The following is a 16,643-nucleotide window of genomic DNA, read 5'->3' as shown; positions in this document are numbered from 1 at the left end:
ACCCCCCACAGAGCGCTACGCAGCCAACCCCAACGCAGCCATCCGCTTGGTGTGCGCCTCAGTGATCCGCGAGAACATCCGCCCGACCTCCGCGAGGTCGAACCCGTCCGCGACGCCGCCCACGAGCATCGTCGACAGCGCGTCCCGGTCGGCGACAACCCGCTGGGACTGCGACAGCGCCTCGCCCATGAGACGCCGGGCCCACAGAGCGAGACGCCCGCCCACACGCGGATCGGCATCGATGGCGGCCCGCACCTTCTCCACGGCGAACCCGGCATGCCCCGTGTCGTCCAGCACGGCGAGGACGAGCTCACGCGTGTCCGAGTCCAGGCGCGCCGCGACCTCCCGATAGAAGTCACTGGCGATCGAGTCCCCGACGTACGCCTTGACGAGCCCTTCCAGCCAGTCCGACGGCGCCGTCTGCTTGTGGAACCCGTCGAGCGCGGCGACGAACGGCTCCATGGCCTCGGTCGGCTCCGCACCGATCTCGGTGAGCCGGTCCCGCAGCTTCTCGTAGTGGTGGAACTCCGCCGACGCCATCTTCGCCAGCTCCGCCTTGTCCGCCAGCGTCGGCGCCAGTTTGGCGTCCTCCGCGAGCCGCTCGAACGCCGCCAGCTCTCCGTACGCGAGCGCGCCGAGCAGGTCGACGACCGCGGCCCGGTACTGCGGTTCGGCGGAGGCGGTCGCCCAGTTCTGGGCGGCGACTCCGGTGGGTTCGGCGGCAGCGTCAGAGGTGTTGTCAGGCGTCGTCATGAAGCGCACAATAGCCCGCTCCCCGCGCGGCGGAAGTCCCTGGTGAAGCAGTGTGACGACGACTACGTGACCAAATCGGCCATCGCATGTGCGCGTTTCCGGGGTATGGTGGTAATGCGCCTGCTGAGTACGCACGTCTATGAGGACCGCGTATTTCGACGGGCCGCACGTATGAGGATGCCCGGTCGGTGGCCCGATCGGCTCCGACCTGACAGCTCTCCTTGGCCGTACGGCACTGTGCGTACGGCATCCGGAGGGACCCTCAGCGGTTCGAGCGCTAGAGCGTCGGCAGAGGTCCCGTGCCATTACGGCTGGTCCGTAAGGCAGTCGACGTCCCCAGCACGGTCTTAACAGATCCCCGAGCTCGCCTCGCACCGCGCACACAGAAGAGGCAGCACCCTGACTACGACGTTCAGAGATCTCGGAATCCTTCCCGAGACCGCCGAGGCGCTTGAGGCCGTCGGCATCATCAACCCCTTCCCCATCCAGGAGATGACGCTCCCCGTCGCCCTTTCCGGCACGGACGTCATCGGCCAGGCCAAGACCGGCACCGGCAAGACGCTGGGCTTCGGCCTCCCGCTCCTCGAGCGCGTCACCGTTCCCGCCGACGTCGAGGCCGGCCGCGCCAGGCCCGAGGACCTCACCGAGGCCCCGCAGGCGCTCGTCGTCGTCCCCACGCGCGAGCTGTGCACCCAGGTCACCAACGACCTGCTGACGGCCGGCAAGGTCCGCAACGTGCGCGTGCTCGCCATCTACGGCGGCCGGGCGTACGAGCCTCAGGTGGAGGCCCTCAAGAAGGGCGTCGACGTCATCGTCGGCACCCCGGGCCGGCTCCTGGACCTCGCGGGCCAGAAGAAGCTCAACCTGAAGCACATCAAGGCGCTCGTCCTCGACGAGGCCGACGAGATGCTCGACCTGGGCTTCCTGCCCGACGTCGAGAAGATCATCGACATGCTGCCGGCCCGCCGTCAGACCATGCTGTTCTCGGCGACCATGCCGGGCGCGGTCATCGGTCTCGCGCGCCGCTACATGTCGCGGCCCACGCACATCCGCGCCACCGCGCCGGACGACGAGGGCGTGACGGTCGCGAACATCTCGCAGCACGTGTACCGGGCCCACAACATGGACAAGCCCGAGATGGTCGCGCGCATCCTCCAGGCCGACGGCCGCGGACTGGCCATGATCTTCTGCCGTACGAAGCGCACCGCGGCCGACCTCGCCGACCAGCTCAAGCAGCGCGGCTTCGCCTCCGGCGCGGTCCACGGCGACCTCGGCCAGGGCGCCCGCGAGCAGGCGCTGCGCGCGTTCCGCAACGGCAAGGTGGACGTCCTCGTCTGCACCGACGTCGCCGCGCGCGGTATCGACGTCGAGGGTGTCACCCACGTCATCAACTACCAGTCCCCCGAGGACGAGAAGACGTACCTGCACCGGGTCGGCCGCACCGGCCGCGCGGGCGCCAAGGGCATCGCGATCACCCTCGTCGACTGGGACGACATCCCGCGCTGGCAGCTGATCAACAAGGCGCTGGAACTCAACTTCAACGACCCGCCGGAGACGTACTCCAGCTCCCCGCACTTCTACGAGGAGATGAACATCCCCGCGGGCACCAAGGGTGTCCTGCCGCGTACCGAGCGCACCCGCGCGGGCCTCGACGCGGAGGAGTTGGAGGACCTCGGCGAGACCGGTGGCCGTGGTGGCCGCGGTCGCGGCGACCGGGGTGGCCGTGGCGGCCGGGACGAGTCCCGTTCCGGTGACCGCGAGCGCCCGGCGCGTACGCCGCGCCGCCGTCGTCGTACGCGCAACGGCGCCCCGCTGGACGACACCGCCGCCCCCGCGGGCACGGTCGCGCCGGAGGAGACCGCGGTGACCGAGGACTCGCCCGCGTCCCGCACGCCGCGTCGCCGCCGCCGTACCCGCAACGGAGCCCCCGCGGTGGAGTCGGTGCCGGCCACGACCACGACGTCCGAGGCCGCGGAGACCGCCGTCGACACGGCCGAGGCCGTCGAGGCCAAGCCGCGCCGCCGCCGGACCCGCCGGTCCGCGGAGGCCGCCGCGGTCGAGACGCCGGTCGCCGTCGAGGCGCCGCAGGTCGTCGCCGAGGCCGCGGAGCCCGAGGCCCCGGCCGCCGAGGCCACCGTGACGAGGCCCCGCCGCCGGACCCGCAAGGCCGCGGAGACGGTCGCCGTCGAGGCACCGGCCGTCGTCGAGGTCGCGGAGGCCGAGGCCCCCGCCGCCGCGCCGCGCCGCCGCACGCGCAAGACGGCTGCCGCCGCCGAGACCGCGGTCGACACGGCCGAGGGCACGGAAACCAAGCCGCGCCGCACCCGCAAGGCCGCCGCCGTCCCCGAGGCCACGGTCGAGGCCGTCGAGGCCACGGAGACCAAGCCGCGCCGTACGCGAAAGGCGGCGGCGTCCGCCGAGGCCGCGGTCGACACTGCGGAGGCCACCGAGGCCAAGCCCCGGACCCGGCGTACCCGCAAGGTCGCCGAGCCCGCCGCAGCCGTCGTCGAGATCCCGGCGCAGACCGCGGAGGAGCCGGAGACCAAGCCGCGTCGTACGCGGAAGGCCACGGCCGCCGCGGAGACCGCGGTGGACACGGCCGAAGGCACGGAGACCAAGCCGCGCCGCACCCGCAAGGCCGCCGTGGCCACGGAGACCGCCGAGGCCAAGCCGGCACGCAAGACCGCCGCGCGCAAGACGGCTGCCGCCGCGGAGGCCGCGGTCGACACCGTCGAAGCCACGGAGACCAAGCCGCGTCGTACACGCAAGGCGACGACCGCCGCGGAGACCGCGGTGGACACGGCCGAGGCCACCGAGGCCAAGCCGCGCCGCACCCGCAAGGCCGCCGTGGCCGCGACGGAGCCGGAGGCCGCCGAGGCCCCCGCCGCGCCGCGCCGCCGTACGCGCAAGACGGCTGCCGCCGCCGAGACCGCGGTCGACACGGCCGAGGGCACGGAGACCAAGCCGCGCCGCACCCGCAAGGCCGCCGTGGCCACGGAGACCGCCGAGGCCAAGCCGGCACGCAAGACCACCGCGCGCAAGACGGCTGCCGCCACCGACATCCCGGCCCAGGCGGCCGAGGAGCCGGAGGCCAAGCCGCGCCGCCGGACCCGCAAGGCCACGGCCGCCGCGGAGTCCACGGAGAGCTGACAGCCGCTCACCCGACGGCCCGGTCCACCACAGGTGGGCCGGGCCGTCGGCGTTCCGGAGCCTGCACCACGGCCGTACGGCGCGGCGCACTCGTCCCACCGGGGCGGCGGAACAGGCCGGCGGCTCCGGTGGGCGCCCCGGGCGGGTCGGCCTCGGGCAGTCCAGCCCTCTCCGGAACCCGAGCCTCAGCACACGCCCCAGGCCGTCGGCGTACCGGCCCGCCGCATCACATCGCCGCCCCACCGCATCCCGCGCGACATCGATGCGCCCGCCCGGCCCGACCGTCCACGCACCGCCCCCACGCACCCCCGCGTCGGCCCCCTCCCCACCCGCCCACCATGGCCCACCTCACACAACCACCCCCGCCCGTCCGCCCACCCGCCCGATAGCCTCAAGGCATGAGCAGGCCCCCCACCTTCGTCCCGCCTCCCGGCGCCCGCGCGTACTCGCTGCGCACCGCCCGTGGCGAGTTCGCCGTAGTCGACGCACCCGTGGCCGACGGAGTGGCCCCGAAGGGGACCGCTCTGCTGCTGCCCGGGTTCACCGGCAGCAAGGAGGACTTCAACCCGTTGCACGTGCCGCTCGCGGCGCGCGGGTACCGGACGGTCGCCGTGGACGGACGGGGTCAGTTCGAGTCCGACGGTCCGGCCGGCGACGAATCGGCGTACGCGCAGGACGAGTTGGCCAAGGACGTGCTCGCACAGGCCGCAGCGCTCGGCACGCCCGTGCATCTGCTCGGGCACTCCCTCGGCGGGCAGATCTCACGGGCCGCGGTCCTGCTGGACCCGTCGCCCTTCCTCTCGCTCACCCTGATGTCCTCGGGCCCCGCCCAGATCTCCGACTCCCAACAGCAGCGCGTGAAGCTGCTCCGGGACGGGCTCGCGGTGATGAGCATGGCCGAGGTCTGGGACGCGATCCAGGCCATGGAACCGCCGGAGGAGACCGACACCGGGGGCGAGTTGGACTCGGGGCTCGATGACGCGGAGGATCTGCGCCGGCGCTGGCTGGGCAACAAGCCCGCGCAACTCATCGCCACCGGCCGCCAGTTGTGCGCCGAGCCGGACCGGGTGGCCGAACTGGCCGCCGTGCCCCTGCCGTTCCACGTACTGTCCGGCTCGCACGACGACACCTGGCCGGTGCCGCTCCTCGACCACATGGCCGTCCGGCTGCAGGCCCGCCGGACCGTCATCCCCGGCGCCGAGCACTCCCCCAACACGGACCGCCCCCTGGAGACGGCACACGCGATCGCCGACTTCTGGGACCACACCGAGAAGCCGTAGCCGGGCCCGGGCACGAGTCGGCATCAAGCCCAGACCCAAACCCCGGTCCGCCCGGACGTAAAGCCGGGGCCCGGCTCAGACCCAAACCCAGGCCGGGGCTCAGACGCAAACCCCGGCGCAGCCCCGGACCCAAACCCCTGCCGGGCTCAGACACATACCCACGCCAGGGCTCAGTCACAAACCCGGCCCCGGGCCCCGGACCCAAATCCCCGCCGGGGCTCAGACGCAATCCCCGGCCCGGGCCCTGGACACAAAGCCCAGACCAGCCCAGACCAAACCCGTTCCGGGCCCAGGCCCAAACCCCGTCCGGCCCCAGACACGAGTCAGCCCTGGTCAAGCCCAGCCACAAAGCCCGTCCAGCCCACACCCACCCGGCCGATACCAGCCACCGACCCCGCTCGACCACGTCACAAACTCCGGTGGACCCAGCCGCGAACCTCGCTCGACCCCGACCACAAACCCGGTCGAGCCCAACCCAGCCCTGGCAGCCCCCGCCACGCCCCCCTGCAAACCCAGCCGCACCTTTGGCTACCCCCGTATCCCCACCACCCCCACCGCCCAAAGCGCCCCCCAGAAACTGCCCCTACACCCCAGCCGCCACCCAGAACCGCCCCTACACCCCAGACCCCGACCCCGATCCGCCCCTACAACGGCAGCCGCGCCTAGAACTGCCCCTGCAAGTGCCCCCAGAACCCATCCCGCAACGCCCGCCGCAGATCCGCCTGCCCCCGCAGCGAGTACTGCAGCAACCCCTCCGCCTCCACCAACAGATCCTGATCCACCGAGCCCGGCAGATACGGATGCCCCGGCAGCAGCTCCCCCACCGCCTCCCGCCCCCGCGCCGCCAGCCACTTCGCCGCGATCTGGGCGCCCACGAACCGGACGTCCTCGCGGCTCGGCCGGTTGGCCGAGGTCTCGTACGCGGCGGCCGTACGCCGTGACACGTACGGCTTGAAGAAGTCGAGGTCGAGGACGCGCTGGCTGTCGACCTCCCAGAGGAGGGGCTCGGCCTGGTTGCGGCCCTCGGGCGCCTCGATGCCCCAGAGGTGGACGCGGGCGCCGTAGCCCTGCGCGGCCTCCACCGCCGACACCAGGTCCTCGTCACCGCCGAGCAGCGCCGCGTCGCTGATGGCGCGGTGCCGGGCGAGGGACTCCAGATCGGTCCGGATCAGTGAGTCGACGCCCTTCTGCTGGTTGTTGGCGTTGAGGTTGCCGAGCCGCACCTTGACGTCCGGGAGCTCGGCGATCGTCTGCTGCTCGGCGGTGTGGATGCGGCGCCGGGCGCCGTCGTACCAGTAGACCCGCAGCAGCCTGCTGTCCGCGAAGATCGTGCGGGCCCGGTCGATGAGCGCCTCGATGAGCCCCTCGGCGTCCAGGTCGAAGGCGCGGCGGTCCTCGGTGCCGGCGACCAGACGGCCCGCGGCCGCGTACAGATACCCCGCGTCGACGAAGATCGCGTGAGTGGAGGGCGTCTTCGCCACCTCGGCGAGCATGCGGGTCAGCAGCTCGTTGGTGTGGTCGATGCGGGCGGCGAGCGCCGCGAGGTCGTCGTTCATCATTTCCATTGTCCCGGCGGTCACGCTGCGAACACAACCGCTCGCTTACCGGTCAGTAGTTAGTCGTTCGAAAAATTTCTTTAGCGTAGGGAATGTTTGTAACGCAGCCACCGTTGACTACCTCTGTACGCAGTAATCCCCTCCGGGGGATGACCAGACGAAGGGAGAGGCCATGCGCTTCGAAATCATGCGACTCGACGACGTCGACGGCACGCCCGTGGACAGCACCGTCGTGGACGCCGCCTCCGTCAATCGGATCGTTCAGCAGGCCGCCGCGATCGGTCAGCGCCTCTGGATCCGCCCGGCCGAGACTACGGCCTCATAACAGAGACAACTCCGGAGCCCCGTACGACATCGATGTCGTACGGGGCTCCGCTGCGTCCGGCGATAGGCGATAGGCGATAGGGAGACAAGGGGGCTCAGCTCCCCTGGATCACCTGCGTGACGCCGTTGATGATCTGCTGCACGGCGATCGCGGAGAGCATCATGCCCGCGAGCCGGGTCACCAGGACCACACCGCCGTCCTTGATGACCCGGATGATCAGCAGCGAGTACCGCATCACCAGCCACAGCACGACATGGATGGCGAGGATCGCCATCCACACCGACACCTGCGTGGCCACACTGTCGGCCTTCTGCACGGCGAGGATGACCGACACGATCGCCCCCGGCCCGGCGAGCAGCGGCATGCCCAGCGGCACCAGCGCCACGTTGACGTCCTTGGTCTGCTTGGGCTCGTCGGTCTTGCCGGTCAGCAGGTCGAGGGCGATCAGCAGGAGCAGCAGCCCGCCCGCGATCATCAGCGCGGGCACGGAGACATGCAGGTAGTCCAGGATCTGGTGCCCGAGCAGCCCGAACACGGCGATGACACCGCCGGCGACACAGACGGCCTGGAAGGCCATCCGCTTCTGCACCTTGGCGGGCCGGCCGGAGGTCAGCGCGAGGAAGATCGGGGTGATCCCGGGGGGATCCATGATGACGAACAGGGTCAGGAACAGGGAGCCGAAAACGGCAGCGTCGAACACAGAAGCGCCTTGCAGGAAGAAAAGAAAGAAAGGGTGAGGTCAGGTGGGCTTGAGGACGATGCTCAGGCCCCGCCGGTCCCCGGCACCGGAAACGCGCCGGTGGCACGCCGGGTGATCTCGCCGTACACCTCGGGGTCGGTCCGGTACTCGCCGAGCGTGACGGTCTTCCGGCTGCCGTGGTAGTCCGAGGATCCGGTGACCAGCAGCCCCAGATCGGCGGCGAGACCGCGCAGCCGCACCCGGGTCTCCGCGTCGTGGTCCATGTGGTCGACCTCGATACCGTCGAGCCCGGCCGCGGCCATCTCGGCGATCGCGGACTCGGGAACGGTGTACCCCCGCTTGCTGGCCCCCGGGTGCGCGAACACACTCACCCCGCCCGCGGCCTTGACCAGCCGGATCGCCTCGAAGGGATCGGTCTCGTGCTTCTCCACGTGGGCCCGCCCGCCGTCGGCCAGCCAGTCCTGGGTGAAGGCGTCGCTCACGGTCGGCACGACCCCGAGTTCGACGAGTGCGGTGGCAACATGCGGCCGCCCCACGGACCCGTCCCCGGCGATCCGCATCACCTGCTCCCAGGTGATGCCCACGCCGAGTTCCTGAAGCTTCGCGACCATGCCCCGCGCCCGCGGCACCCGGTCGTCCCGCACGAGCTCCCGCTCGGCGAGCAGCTCCGGCTCCTCGGGGTCGAAGAGGTAGGCCAGCATGTGCATGGAAATGCCGTCGATACGGCAGGACAGTTCGGCTCCGGTCACGAGCGTGAGCCCGGCGGGCAGCGCGGCGATGGCCTCGGCGTGCCCTCGGGTGGTGTCGTGATCGGTGAGCGCGACGACGTCGAGCCCGGCAGCGGCGGCATTGCGCACCAGCTCAGCGGGCGTGTCCGTCCCGTCGGAGGCCGTGGAGTGGGTGTGCAGGTCGATACGCACGGCACGAACTCCAGACGCTGACGAGACAGAAGGGGACGCTCAAGGATAACCGGATATTCGAGCCCCCCTGTCACACCTGAAACCCGTGAGCGACCTTTACACGGACCCGCCTCCGTCACTCCGGCCAGCGCTCCGACAGACACTTCGGCCCACGGTCCGACGGGCACGCCGGCCCCCGCTCCGGCAGGCGCTCCGCCCACCCCACTCCGGCAGGCGCTACGGCGCAAGCAAACGCGGCGACAACGCCCCGCACGGCACGAGCTCCACCTCCGCGCCCGCGTCCCGCAGATCCGTCAGCACCAGCTCGTCGTACATCAGCAGTCCCGACTGCTCCGGCCACACGACCGCCCACAGCCACAGCCCACGCGCCTCACCGGCGAACACCGCGCGGTCGTCCGGCGCCCCGGTGACATGCCACAGCGGCGTCGGGCGCCCCGCGGCCAGCACCTTCGCCTGCGGCGGCTTCTCCACGTTCAGATACGGCCCCGGGTCGGGCCCCTCGATACCCGCGTACCGCGCGCCGAGTCCCACGCCGAGCTCCTCGGCGACCAGGATGAGCTCCCCGATACCGCCCAGCGGCCCCGGCCCCGAGCACGCGACAGCGGTCGCGCGGCCTCCGCTGCGGTCGTCGCCCGCGCAGCCCACGCCCGTGAACAGCCAGCCGACCGGCAGCGGCCACGGCATCCACACCGGTACCTGCGTGCGGTGCACCACGACGCCGAGAGCCTCGACGCTGGGCGGGATCACCGGCTGCAGTGGATGCACGCTGCCGTGCACGTCGCACTGCCAGGTGTCGGCGAAGAGTCCGGGAGCCCTGACCCGGCCACCACACTTCGGGCAACTGGGTTCGCCCCTCATAGGGCCCCACGGTCCTACCCCTGCTCCGCCACGTCAAGGACGATCACCCGTCCGGGCGGAACCACTTGACCTCGACAAACCAGATGTATGTTGCACTAATTAGCCGACCTAACTTACTATGTGCATACACCAACGATCTCCTCGCCGGAATTGGAGAAACCATGGACGCCTTCGACGCGGGAGCGGGCAGCCTCCTGCGACAGCCCAAGGCGGTCTGGGCCACGGCCGGTGCCTCCGTCGTCGCCTTCATGGGCATCGGACTGGTCGACCCGATCCTCCCGTCCATCGCCCAGGGCCTCAACGCCACGGCCGGCCAGGTCTCCCTGCTCTTCACCTCGTACTTCCTGATCACCGCCGTGGCGATGCTGGTCACCGGCTTCGTCTCCAGCCGCATCGGCGGCCGCAAGACCCTGCTGGCCGGCCTGGCGTTCGTGGTCGTCTTCGCCGGTCTGGCCGGTACGTCGGACTCGGTCGCCGAACTCGTCGGCTTCCGCGCCGGCTGGGGCCTCGGCAACGCCCTCTTCGTCTCGACGGCCCTCGCCGTCATCGTCGGCGCGGCGGCGGGAGGCAGCGCCGCGGCGATCCTGCTGTACGAGTCCGCCCTCGGCCTCGGCATGGCCTGCGGCCCCCTGCTGGGCGCGCTGCTCGGGAACGCGAGCTGGCGCTACCCGTTCTTCGGTACGGCCTTCCTGATGGCGGTCGGCTTCCTCTGCATCACGGTGTTCCTGAAGGAGCAGCCCAGGCCGGCGAGGAAGACCTCGCTCCTCGACCCCCTCAAGGCCCTCGGCCACGGCGGCCTCGCCTCCGCCGCCGCCTCGGCGTTCTTCTACAACTACACGTTCTTCACCGTGCTGGCCTTCACGCCGTTCGTGCTGGACATGACCCCGTACAAGTCGGGTGCCGTCTTCTTCGCGTGGGGTGTGCTGCTCGCCGTGTTCTCGGTCATCGTGGCGCCGCGCCTCCAGGCCCGGTTCGGCTCGCTGAAGGTGCTCGGCGGCTCACTCGTCCTGCTCGCCGCCGACGTACTCGTCCTCGGTTACGGCGACCACACCACGGCGATCGTCTGCACGATCCTGTCCGGCGCCTTCATCGGCGTGAACAACACCGTCTACACCGAGCTCGCCCTCGGCGTCTCGGACGCGCCACGCCCGGTGGCGAGCGCCGGCTACAACTTCGTGCGCTGGTTCGCGGCCGCCGCCGCGCCCTGGTTCGCGCCGAAGATCGAGGAGTGGACCGACATCCACATCCCGTTCGTCGTCGCGGCGGCGACCGCCGTCATCGGCGCGGCCGTGGTCGTCGTACGGCGGAACGCGCTCACTCAGGAAGCGGAACAGCTCGAGTCGAAGCACGCCACAGAGGACGGGGTGGCCGTCTTCGCCAACTGATGCTTTTCCGCCACCGGTTGGTGAGATCGGTCACCTCGGTCTCAGTCCAGCGGGACGGATCTCCGGGACGGATCCCTGAGGTCCGTCCCGTTCGCGAGCCAGCGTTCCTGGAGGGCCTGGGCGCCGTGGACGCGCTTCCAGGCGGCCTCGTTCGGGGTCATGGGGAGCAGGGGCAGGAAGTGGACGGGATCCATGGGCTCGTCCAGCTCCAGGTCCTCGATCAGGCCACCGGGTTCGGCGACCAGGACGGAGGTGAACGGGGCGCCGGGCCACAGGGGCTCACCCACGTCGAGGGAGGCGCCGGGGGCCACGATCACGCCCTCGACCTGCGGGGACGCGGCGAGCACGGCGAGCGGGCGGAGCACCTTGTCGGTGTCGGCGAGACCGGCGCGGACCGAGAGGACCAGCTCGGCGCGGGGGCCCTTGACCGGGTCGGCGAGCATCGCGGTGGGGTCGCCCATGGGCTGTGCGGACATGCCGAGCGTGGCATAGCGGGCGATGGCGCCTTCCCCCGACTTCTCCTGGAAGCGCAGCACCTCGATGCGGTCCGTGCCGAGGAAGGTGACGGCGGCGCGCGCGTCCGGTTCGCCCAGTGCGTTGCGCAACCGGGCCTCGACCAGAGGAAGAACATCAGCCATGCCGCGAGCATAGAACTCGTCAGTACCGGGCAAAGCAGCGCCTTGACACTTCAGTCGGCTGATACTCTTGGCCGGTCGTCGGGGCAGCACGCAGAAGCGTCGCGATCGAGTCCCGACGCCAGTGAGACTCCCTTGCGGGAATGGATCGTCCCTTACGAGGGACCGGCCGGAGGAGGTGGGGCTGTCATGGATCGAAGTCACCCGTGCAGTACCACTCGCTCTTCCGCCCACTGATGTAGCTGATCCACTGATGTAGCTGATCTGCCTTCGGCTGATCGCCGCCTCTCACGCTCGCGTCTTCATCATCGGAAGAGCACTTCGTCTCGTTTTGCCTGATCTGTTTGATCTGTATCAGCAGCGAAACCCGCCACCGCAATGGTGCGGTGCTCCCCGCTTTGTGGACGTGCCAAACATCCTTCCCCTGCCTTGAGGGCGGGAGATACCCCTTGTCAGGACGTCCCCATTCCGGGCAGTTCCACCCGTTGAAGCGGCTTTTCGTTGCCTGTCGCGAAGGAGCCTGCCATGTCGATGATCCGCGACCTGCGTGCCGTGGTCCGTCCCTCCCGCGTCTCGCTGCGCAAGAGCAGCAGCACCGACTACGACACCACCCGCGCCCCCGGGACGCCCTCGGCGGTCGTCGACTGCGCCATCTACCGCGACGGCGCCCGACTCCAGACCGCGCAGCCGCTGACTCCGCACGAGGCGATGCGCCAGGTGCGCCGCGACGGGGGCTTCGTGTGGATCGGGCTGCACGAGCCGACCGAGGCCGAATTCTCCGGTATCGCAAGCGAGTTCGGGCTGCACCCGCTGGCCGTCGAGGACGCGGTGCAGGCACACCAGCGGCCCAAGCTGGAGCGGTACGACGACTCCCTGTTCACCGTCTTCAAGACCATCCACTACGTCGAGCACGACGAACTCACCGCCAACAGCGAGATCGTCGAGACCGGCGAGGTCATGTGCTTCACCGGACGGGACTTCTTCATCACCGTCCGGCACGGCGGCCAGGGCTCGCTCAGGGCGCTGCGGCACCGGCTCCAGGACGACCCGGAGCTGCTCGCCAAGGGCCCCTCCGCCGTGCTGCACGCGATCGCCGACCACGTCGTCGACGGATACATCGCGGTCGCCGACGCGGTGCAGGACGACATCGACGAGGTCGAGACCGAGGTGTTCTCGCCGGGCCGCAAGGGCACCCCGCGCGGCACCGACGCCGGCCGGATCTACCAACTCAAGCGTGAGGTCCTGGAGTTCAAGCGCGCCGTCTCGCCGCTCCTGCGGCCCATGCAGCTGCTGAGCGAGCGCCCCATGCGGCTCATCGACCCGGACATCCAGAAGTACTTCCGGGACGTCGCCGACCACCTCGCGCGCGTCCAGGAGCAGGTCATCGGCTTCGACGAGCTCCTCAACTCGATCCTCCAGGCCAACCTCGCGCAGGCGTCCGTCGCACAGAACGAGGACATGCGGAAGATCACCTCGTGGGCGGCCATCATCGCCGTACCGACGATGGTCTGTGGTGTGTACGGCATGAACTTCGAGTACATGCCCGAGCTGCACTGGCGGTACGGCTACCCCGTGATCATGATGATCACGGGTGTCATCTGCCTCGGTATCCACCGGACGTTGAAGCGCAACGGCTGGCTGTGACCCGATCCCGGTGAGGACGCCTCGCTAGGCTGGGCGCATGACAAGCGAGCTGCTCGACCAGGCCCTCGTCGAGGAGGCCACCAAGAAGTCCGGCCTGATCTGGGTCAAGGGTTCCGAGGGTCCCGCCCGGGCGCTGTGGCACGTGTGGCACGAGGGTGCCGCGTGTCTGGTCGGCGACGGGCCGGGCGAGCAGCCGTTGCCGGGGCTGGCCGACGGGGGCGGTGCCGAGATCACCGTCCGCAGCAAGGACAAGGGCGGGCGGCTGGTGGCCTGGACGGCGAAGGTCGTCGAGCTGACGCCCGCGTCGGAGGCGTGGGACGCGGCCGTCGCCGAGCTCAAGGGCAAGCGGCTCAACGCGCCCGACGGAGAGGCGATGACGGAGCGTTGGGCGCGGGAGTGCCGGGTGGTGCGCCTCGAGCCCACGGGGTCGACGCTGCCGCTGCCCGACGGCTCACTTGCGCAGGCCCCCGTGCCGACGGCGGCCACGACCCGCCGGCCGATCCCGGCGGCTCTTCCCAAGCTGCTGCTGAGGCGGCGCGGGCGGAAGTAGTCAGGACGTCGGCAGCTGCTTGCCGTAGTCCACGGTCTCGTCCTTGCCGGGCTTCTCCAGCGTGAAGGACGCGTCCCAGCCCGAGAAGGTCAGCGTGCCCGCGCCGCCCGCGCGTTCCAGGCGCAGCGGATACGCCACGCCCTCCAGGGAGACGTCCAGCTTGCCGCCGGAGCCCTCGTCGCCGGTGATGCGGATGGTGCGGGTGCCGGACTGCTCGTGGTAGCCGTCGGTGGACAGTTCGCCGTGGAGGGTCAGCAGGCCGGACAGCAGGACGTCCTTGTCGGTGAAGCCGCTGAACTTCTTGTACGAGGGGTCGCCCTGCGGCACCTTCACGTACTTGCCGTCGAGCTTGTCGGCGGCGGCCGTGTCCGTGTGGGAGTCGTCCGAGTCCTTGCCGTCCTCATGGGTCCAGAACTCCGAGTCGGCCTTCAGATAGAGCTGCTCACCGATGCGCAGCAGCCCGAAGGTCGCTCCCTCGGACGTGACCGAGCCGCTGGCGCCGTCGTCCTTGAGACGCATGTCGAGTTTGTAAGTGCGCCCGCTGGTGACCACGTTCCCTGAGAGACGCACTGTGTCGGCGGACTCGGCGGCCGCCTTGGTCTTCGCCTGGATCTGGTCGGCCGGGAGCTTGCCAACGCCGTTGGTGCCCTCGTCGGGGTCGTCGCTGCACCCCGTCAGGCCCGTTGCCGTCACGACCAGGGCGCAGACCGCGCCCAGCAGTCCGATGCGGCGGGTGCGGCCCTGGGGAATCGCAGTCACGGGTGAGGCGCCTTTCCGACGGGGGTCCTTGAGCGGCGTACCGCAGAGTACCGCCGCCCGGCGGGCCCGGCGGAGCCAGTCCGTCCGGACCGCTCACCAGGGCGTACCGCATCGGGACGGGCTAGCCTGAAGCCGACCCTGGCGGGCAATTCGCAGGAATTCACAGGAACGGGAACTCATAGGAACGGGACAAGGAGGCGCAGGGATGGCAGGGGGTGTCCCCAGGATCTTCGTCTCGCACCTCTCCGGCATCGCCGTCTTCGACCCGAACGGCGACCAGGTGGGGCGCGTGCGCGACGTGGTCGTCATGCTGCGGGTCGGCCGCAAGCCGCCGCGGGTGCTCGGCCTGGTCGTCGAACTGTCCACCCGGCGCCGCATCTTCCTGCCCATGACCCGGGTGACCAGCATCGAGTCCGGCCAGGTCATCACCACCGGAGTCCTCAACGTCCGCCGCTTCGAACAGCGCCCCACCGAGCGCCTGGTCTTCGGCGAGCTCCTGGACCGGCGCGTGACGCTCACCGAGGCCGGCGAGGAGGTCACCGTCCTGGACGTGTCCGTGCAGCAGCTGCCGGCCCGCCGGGACTGGGAGATCGACCGGGTCTTCGTACGGAAGGGGAAGAGCGGCACCTTCCGGCGGGCCAAGGGCGAGACGCTGACCGTCGAGTGGTCCGCGGTCACCGGCTTCTCCCTGGAGGAGCACGGACAGGGCGCCGAGAGCCTCCTCGCCACCTTCGAGCAGCTGCGCCCCGCCGACCTCGCGAACGTCCTGCACCACCTCTCCCCCAAGCGCCGCGCGGAGGTCGCCGCCGCCCTCGACGACGACCGCCTGGCCGACGTCCTCGAAGAGCTCCCGGAGGACGACCAGATCGAGATCCTCGGCAAGCTCAAGGAGGAGCGCGCCGCGGACGTCCTGGAGGCCATGGACCCCGACGACGCGGCCGACCTGCTCTCCGAGCTGCCCGAGCAGGACCAGGAGCGGCTGCTGAGCCTGATGGAGCCCGCCGACGCGGCCGACATGCGGCGCCTGATGTCGTACGAGGAGCACACCGCCGGCGGTCTGATGACGACCGAGCCGATCGTGCTGCGGCCGGACGCCACCGTCGCCGACGCCCTCGCGCGCGTGCGCAACGCCGACCTCTCCCCCGCCCTCGCCGCCCAGGTCTACGTCTGCCGCCCGCCCGACGAGACCCCGACCGGCAAGTACCTCGGCACGGTCCACTTCCAGCGCCTTCTGCGGGACCCGCCGTACACCCTGGTCAGCGCGATCATCGACGACGACCTCCAGCCGCTGGACCCGGACGCGGCGCTGCCGGTCGTCGCCGGGTTCTTCGCGACGTACGACATGGTCGCGGCGCCCGTCGTGGACGACTCGGGGTCGCTGCTGGGCGCGGTGACCGTGGACGACGTACTGGACCACATGCTGCCGGAGGACTGGCGGGAGACGGAGTTCCACCTCGACGAGGGCCAGGGGGCGGTGGGCCATGGCTCCTGAGCGCGAGCGGACCCCGGCCGGGGCGACCGCCGCCACACGCGCGCGTGCCCGGCTCGACCAGCCGCGCCCGCCCCGGCGGCGGCTGCTGCCCGAGTGGGACCCGGAGGCCTTCGGACGGCTGTCGGAGCGGATCGCGCGGTTCCTCGGCACCGGGCGGTTCATCGTCTGGATGACGGTCGTCATCATCGCGTGGGTGCTGTGGAACGTCTTCGCGCCGGGCGATCTGCGGTTCGACAACTACCCGTTCATCTTCCTGACCCTGATGCTGTCGCTGCAGGCCTCCTACGCGGCGCCGCTCATCCTGCTCGCGCAGAACCGGCAGGACGACCGGGACAAGGTCAACCTCGAACAGGACCGCAGGCAGAACGAGCGGTCGATCGCGGACACCGAGTATCTGACCCGGGAGATCGCCGCCCTGCGGATCGGCCTCGGCGAGGTCGCGACCCGGGACTGGATCCGCTCCGAGCTGCAGGACCTGGTGAAGGAGCTGGAGGAGCGTCAGGACGGCCAGGCGAGCGGCCATGCAAGCGGGCACGGGAACAGCCACGGGAACAGCCACGGCGTATTCCCGGCAGAACGGTCGCCCGGACGTGACGTAGAAGACCGGTGACGGGCATCCCGGGGGCACGCTACCGG

The 16,643-nt window shown here is 70.8% G+C and carries 15 protein-coding genes; 8 read left to right on the top strand and 7 right to left on the bottom strand.

The features are described 5' to 3' along the window. Positions 1-15: 15 nt before the first annotated feature. Positions 16-762 (bottom strand): ferritin-like fold-containing protein, encoded by a 747-nt coding sequence (locus PH203_RS32620; RefSeq protein ID WP_289924696.1) that lies wholly within the window; start codon positions 760-762, stop codon positions 16-18. 483 nt (positions 763-1,245) lie between these two features. On the opposite strand from PH203_RS32620, the gene PH203_RS32615 reads away from it, so the two are divergent. Beyond that, positions 1,246-3,903, top strand: coding sequence for a DEAD/DEAH box helicase (locus tag PH203_RS32615; RefSeq protein ID WP_289924694.1), 2,658 nt, complete (start codon positions 1,246-1,248; stop codon positions 3,901-3,903). A gap of 398 nt (positions 3,904-4,301) precedes the next feature. Continuing rightward, positions 4,302-5,183, top strand: a complete 882-nt coding sequence (locus PH203_RS32610; RefSeq protein WP_289924693.1) for an alpha/beta hydrolase — start codon at positions 4,302-4,304, stop codon at positions 5,181-5,183. Between the two features lie 662 nt (positions 5,184-5,845). Here PH203_RS32610 and PH203_RS32605 read toward each other — a convergent pair. Then, positions 5,846-6,739 (bottom strand): NYN domain-containing protein, encoded by an 894-nt coding sequence (locus PH203_RS32605; RefSeq protein ID WP_289924692.1) that lies wholly within the window; start codon positions 6,737-6,739, stop codon positions 5,846-5,848. Positions 6,740-6,911: 172 nt separating this feature from the next. On the opposite strand from PH203_RS32605, the gene PH203_RS32600 reads away from it, so the two are divergent. Further along, positions 6,912-7,064, top strand: coding sequence for a hypothetical protein (locus PH203_RS32600; protein ID WP_003992775.1), 153 nt, complete (start codon positions 6,912-6,914; stop codon positions 7,062-7,064). Between the two features lie 94 nt (positions 7,065-7,158). Here PH203_RS32600 and PH203_RS32595 read toward each other — a convergent pair whose 3' ends face one another. The 3 genes from PH203_RS32595 to PH203_RS32585 form a co-directional block, all read right to left on the bottom strand. Next, positions 7,159-7,764: a MarC family protein gene (locus tag PH203_RS32595; RefSeq protein WP_289924688.1), complete on the bottom strand. Its 606-nt coding sequence runs from the start codon at positions 7,762-7,764 to the stop codon at positions 7,159-7,161. Positions 7,765-7,826: 62 nt separating this feature from the next. After that, a complete protein-coding gene (locus tag PH203_RS32590) occupies positions 7,827-8,684 on the bottom strand; it encodes a PHP domain-containing protein (RefSeq protein WP_289924687.1) in 858 nt (285 codons plus the stop codon). A gap of 216 nt (positions 8,685-8,900) precedes the next feature. Beyond that, positions 8,901-9,542: a DUF6758 family protein gene (locus PH203_RS32585; RefSeq protein WP_289924686.1), complete on the bottom strand. Its 642-nt coding sequence runs from the start codon at positions 9,540-9,542 to the stop codon at positions 8,901-8,903. A gap of 161 nt (positions 9,543-9,703) precedes the next feature. Between PH203_RS32585 and PH203_RS32580 the strand changes: the two genes are divergently transcribed. Continuing rightward, on the top strand, positions 9,704-10,927 hold the full coding sequence (locus tag PH203_RS32580; protein WP_289924684.1) for an MFS transporter: 1,224 nt from the start codon (positions 9,704-9,706) through the stop codon (positions 10,925-10,927). A 41-nt stretch (positions 10,928-10,968) separates the two neighbouring features. Here PH203_RS32580 and PH203_RS32575 read toward each other — a convergent pair whose 3' ends face one another. Then, the gene (locus tag PH203_RS32575; RefSeq protein WP_289924682.1) at positions 10,969-11,565 is read right to left on the bottom strand and encodes a suppressor of fused domain protein; all 597 of its coding nucleotides are present in this window, start codon (positions 11,563-11,565) and stop codon (positions 10,969-10,971) included. Between the two features lie 522 nt (positions 11,566-12,087). Here PH203_RS32575 and PH203_RS32570 point away from each other — a divergent pair. Next, a complete protein-coding gene (locus PH203_RS32570) occupies positions 12,088-13,206 on the top strand; it encodes a magnesium and cobalt transport protein CorA (RefSeq protein ID WP_289924681.1) in 1,119 nt (372 codons plus the stop codon). Positions 13,207-13,243: 37 nt separating this feature from the next. Beyond that, positions 13,244-13,756, top strand: a complete 513-nt coding sequence (locus tag PH203_RS32565; RefSeq protein WP_289924679.1) for a hypothetical protein — start codon at positions 13,244-13,246, stop codon at positions 13,754-13,756. On the opposite strand, the gene PH203_RS32560 is transcribed toward PH203_RS32565, so the two are convergent. Further along, positions 13,757-14,515, bottom strand: a complete 759-nt coding sequence (locus PH203_RS32560; RefSeq protein ID WP_289924677.1) for a hypothetical protein — start codon at positions 14,513-14,515, stop codon at positions 13,757-13,759. Between the two features lie 205 nt (positions 14,516-14,720). On the opposite strand from PH203_RS32560, the gene PH203_RS32555 reads away from it, so the two are divergent. Together PH203_RS32555 and PH203_RS32550 are read left to right on the top strand one after the other, a co-directional pair. After that, the gene (locus PH203_RS32555; protein ID WP_289924675.1) at positions 14,721-16,007 is read left to right on the top strand and encodes a CBS domain-containing protein; all 1,287 of its coding nucleotides are present in this window, start codon (positions 14,721-14,723) and stop codon (positions 16,005-16,007) included. Then, entirely contained in the window at positions 15,997-16,617 is a 621-nt protein-coding gene (locus PH203_RS32550) for a DUF1003 domain-containing protein (protein ID WP_289924674.1), read from the top strand. The genes PH203_RS32555 and PH203_RS32550 overlap by 11 nt, the downstream gene beginning before the upstream one ends. Positions 16,618-16,643: the final 26 nt, after the last annotated feature.

Origin of the sequence: Streptomyces sp. S.PB5, assembly GCF_030403745.1 — a bacterium.
In the GTDB taxonomy this organism is placed as follows: Bacteria; Actinomycetota; Actinomycetes; order Streptomycetales; family Streptomycetaceae; genus Streptomyces.
Note: the sequence above shows the minus strand (reverse complement) of the source record. Positions and strands in the feature narration are given on the sequence as shown.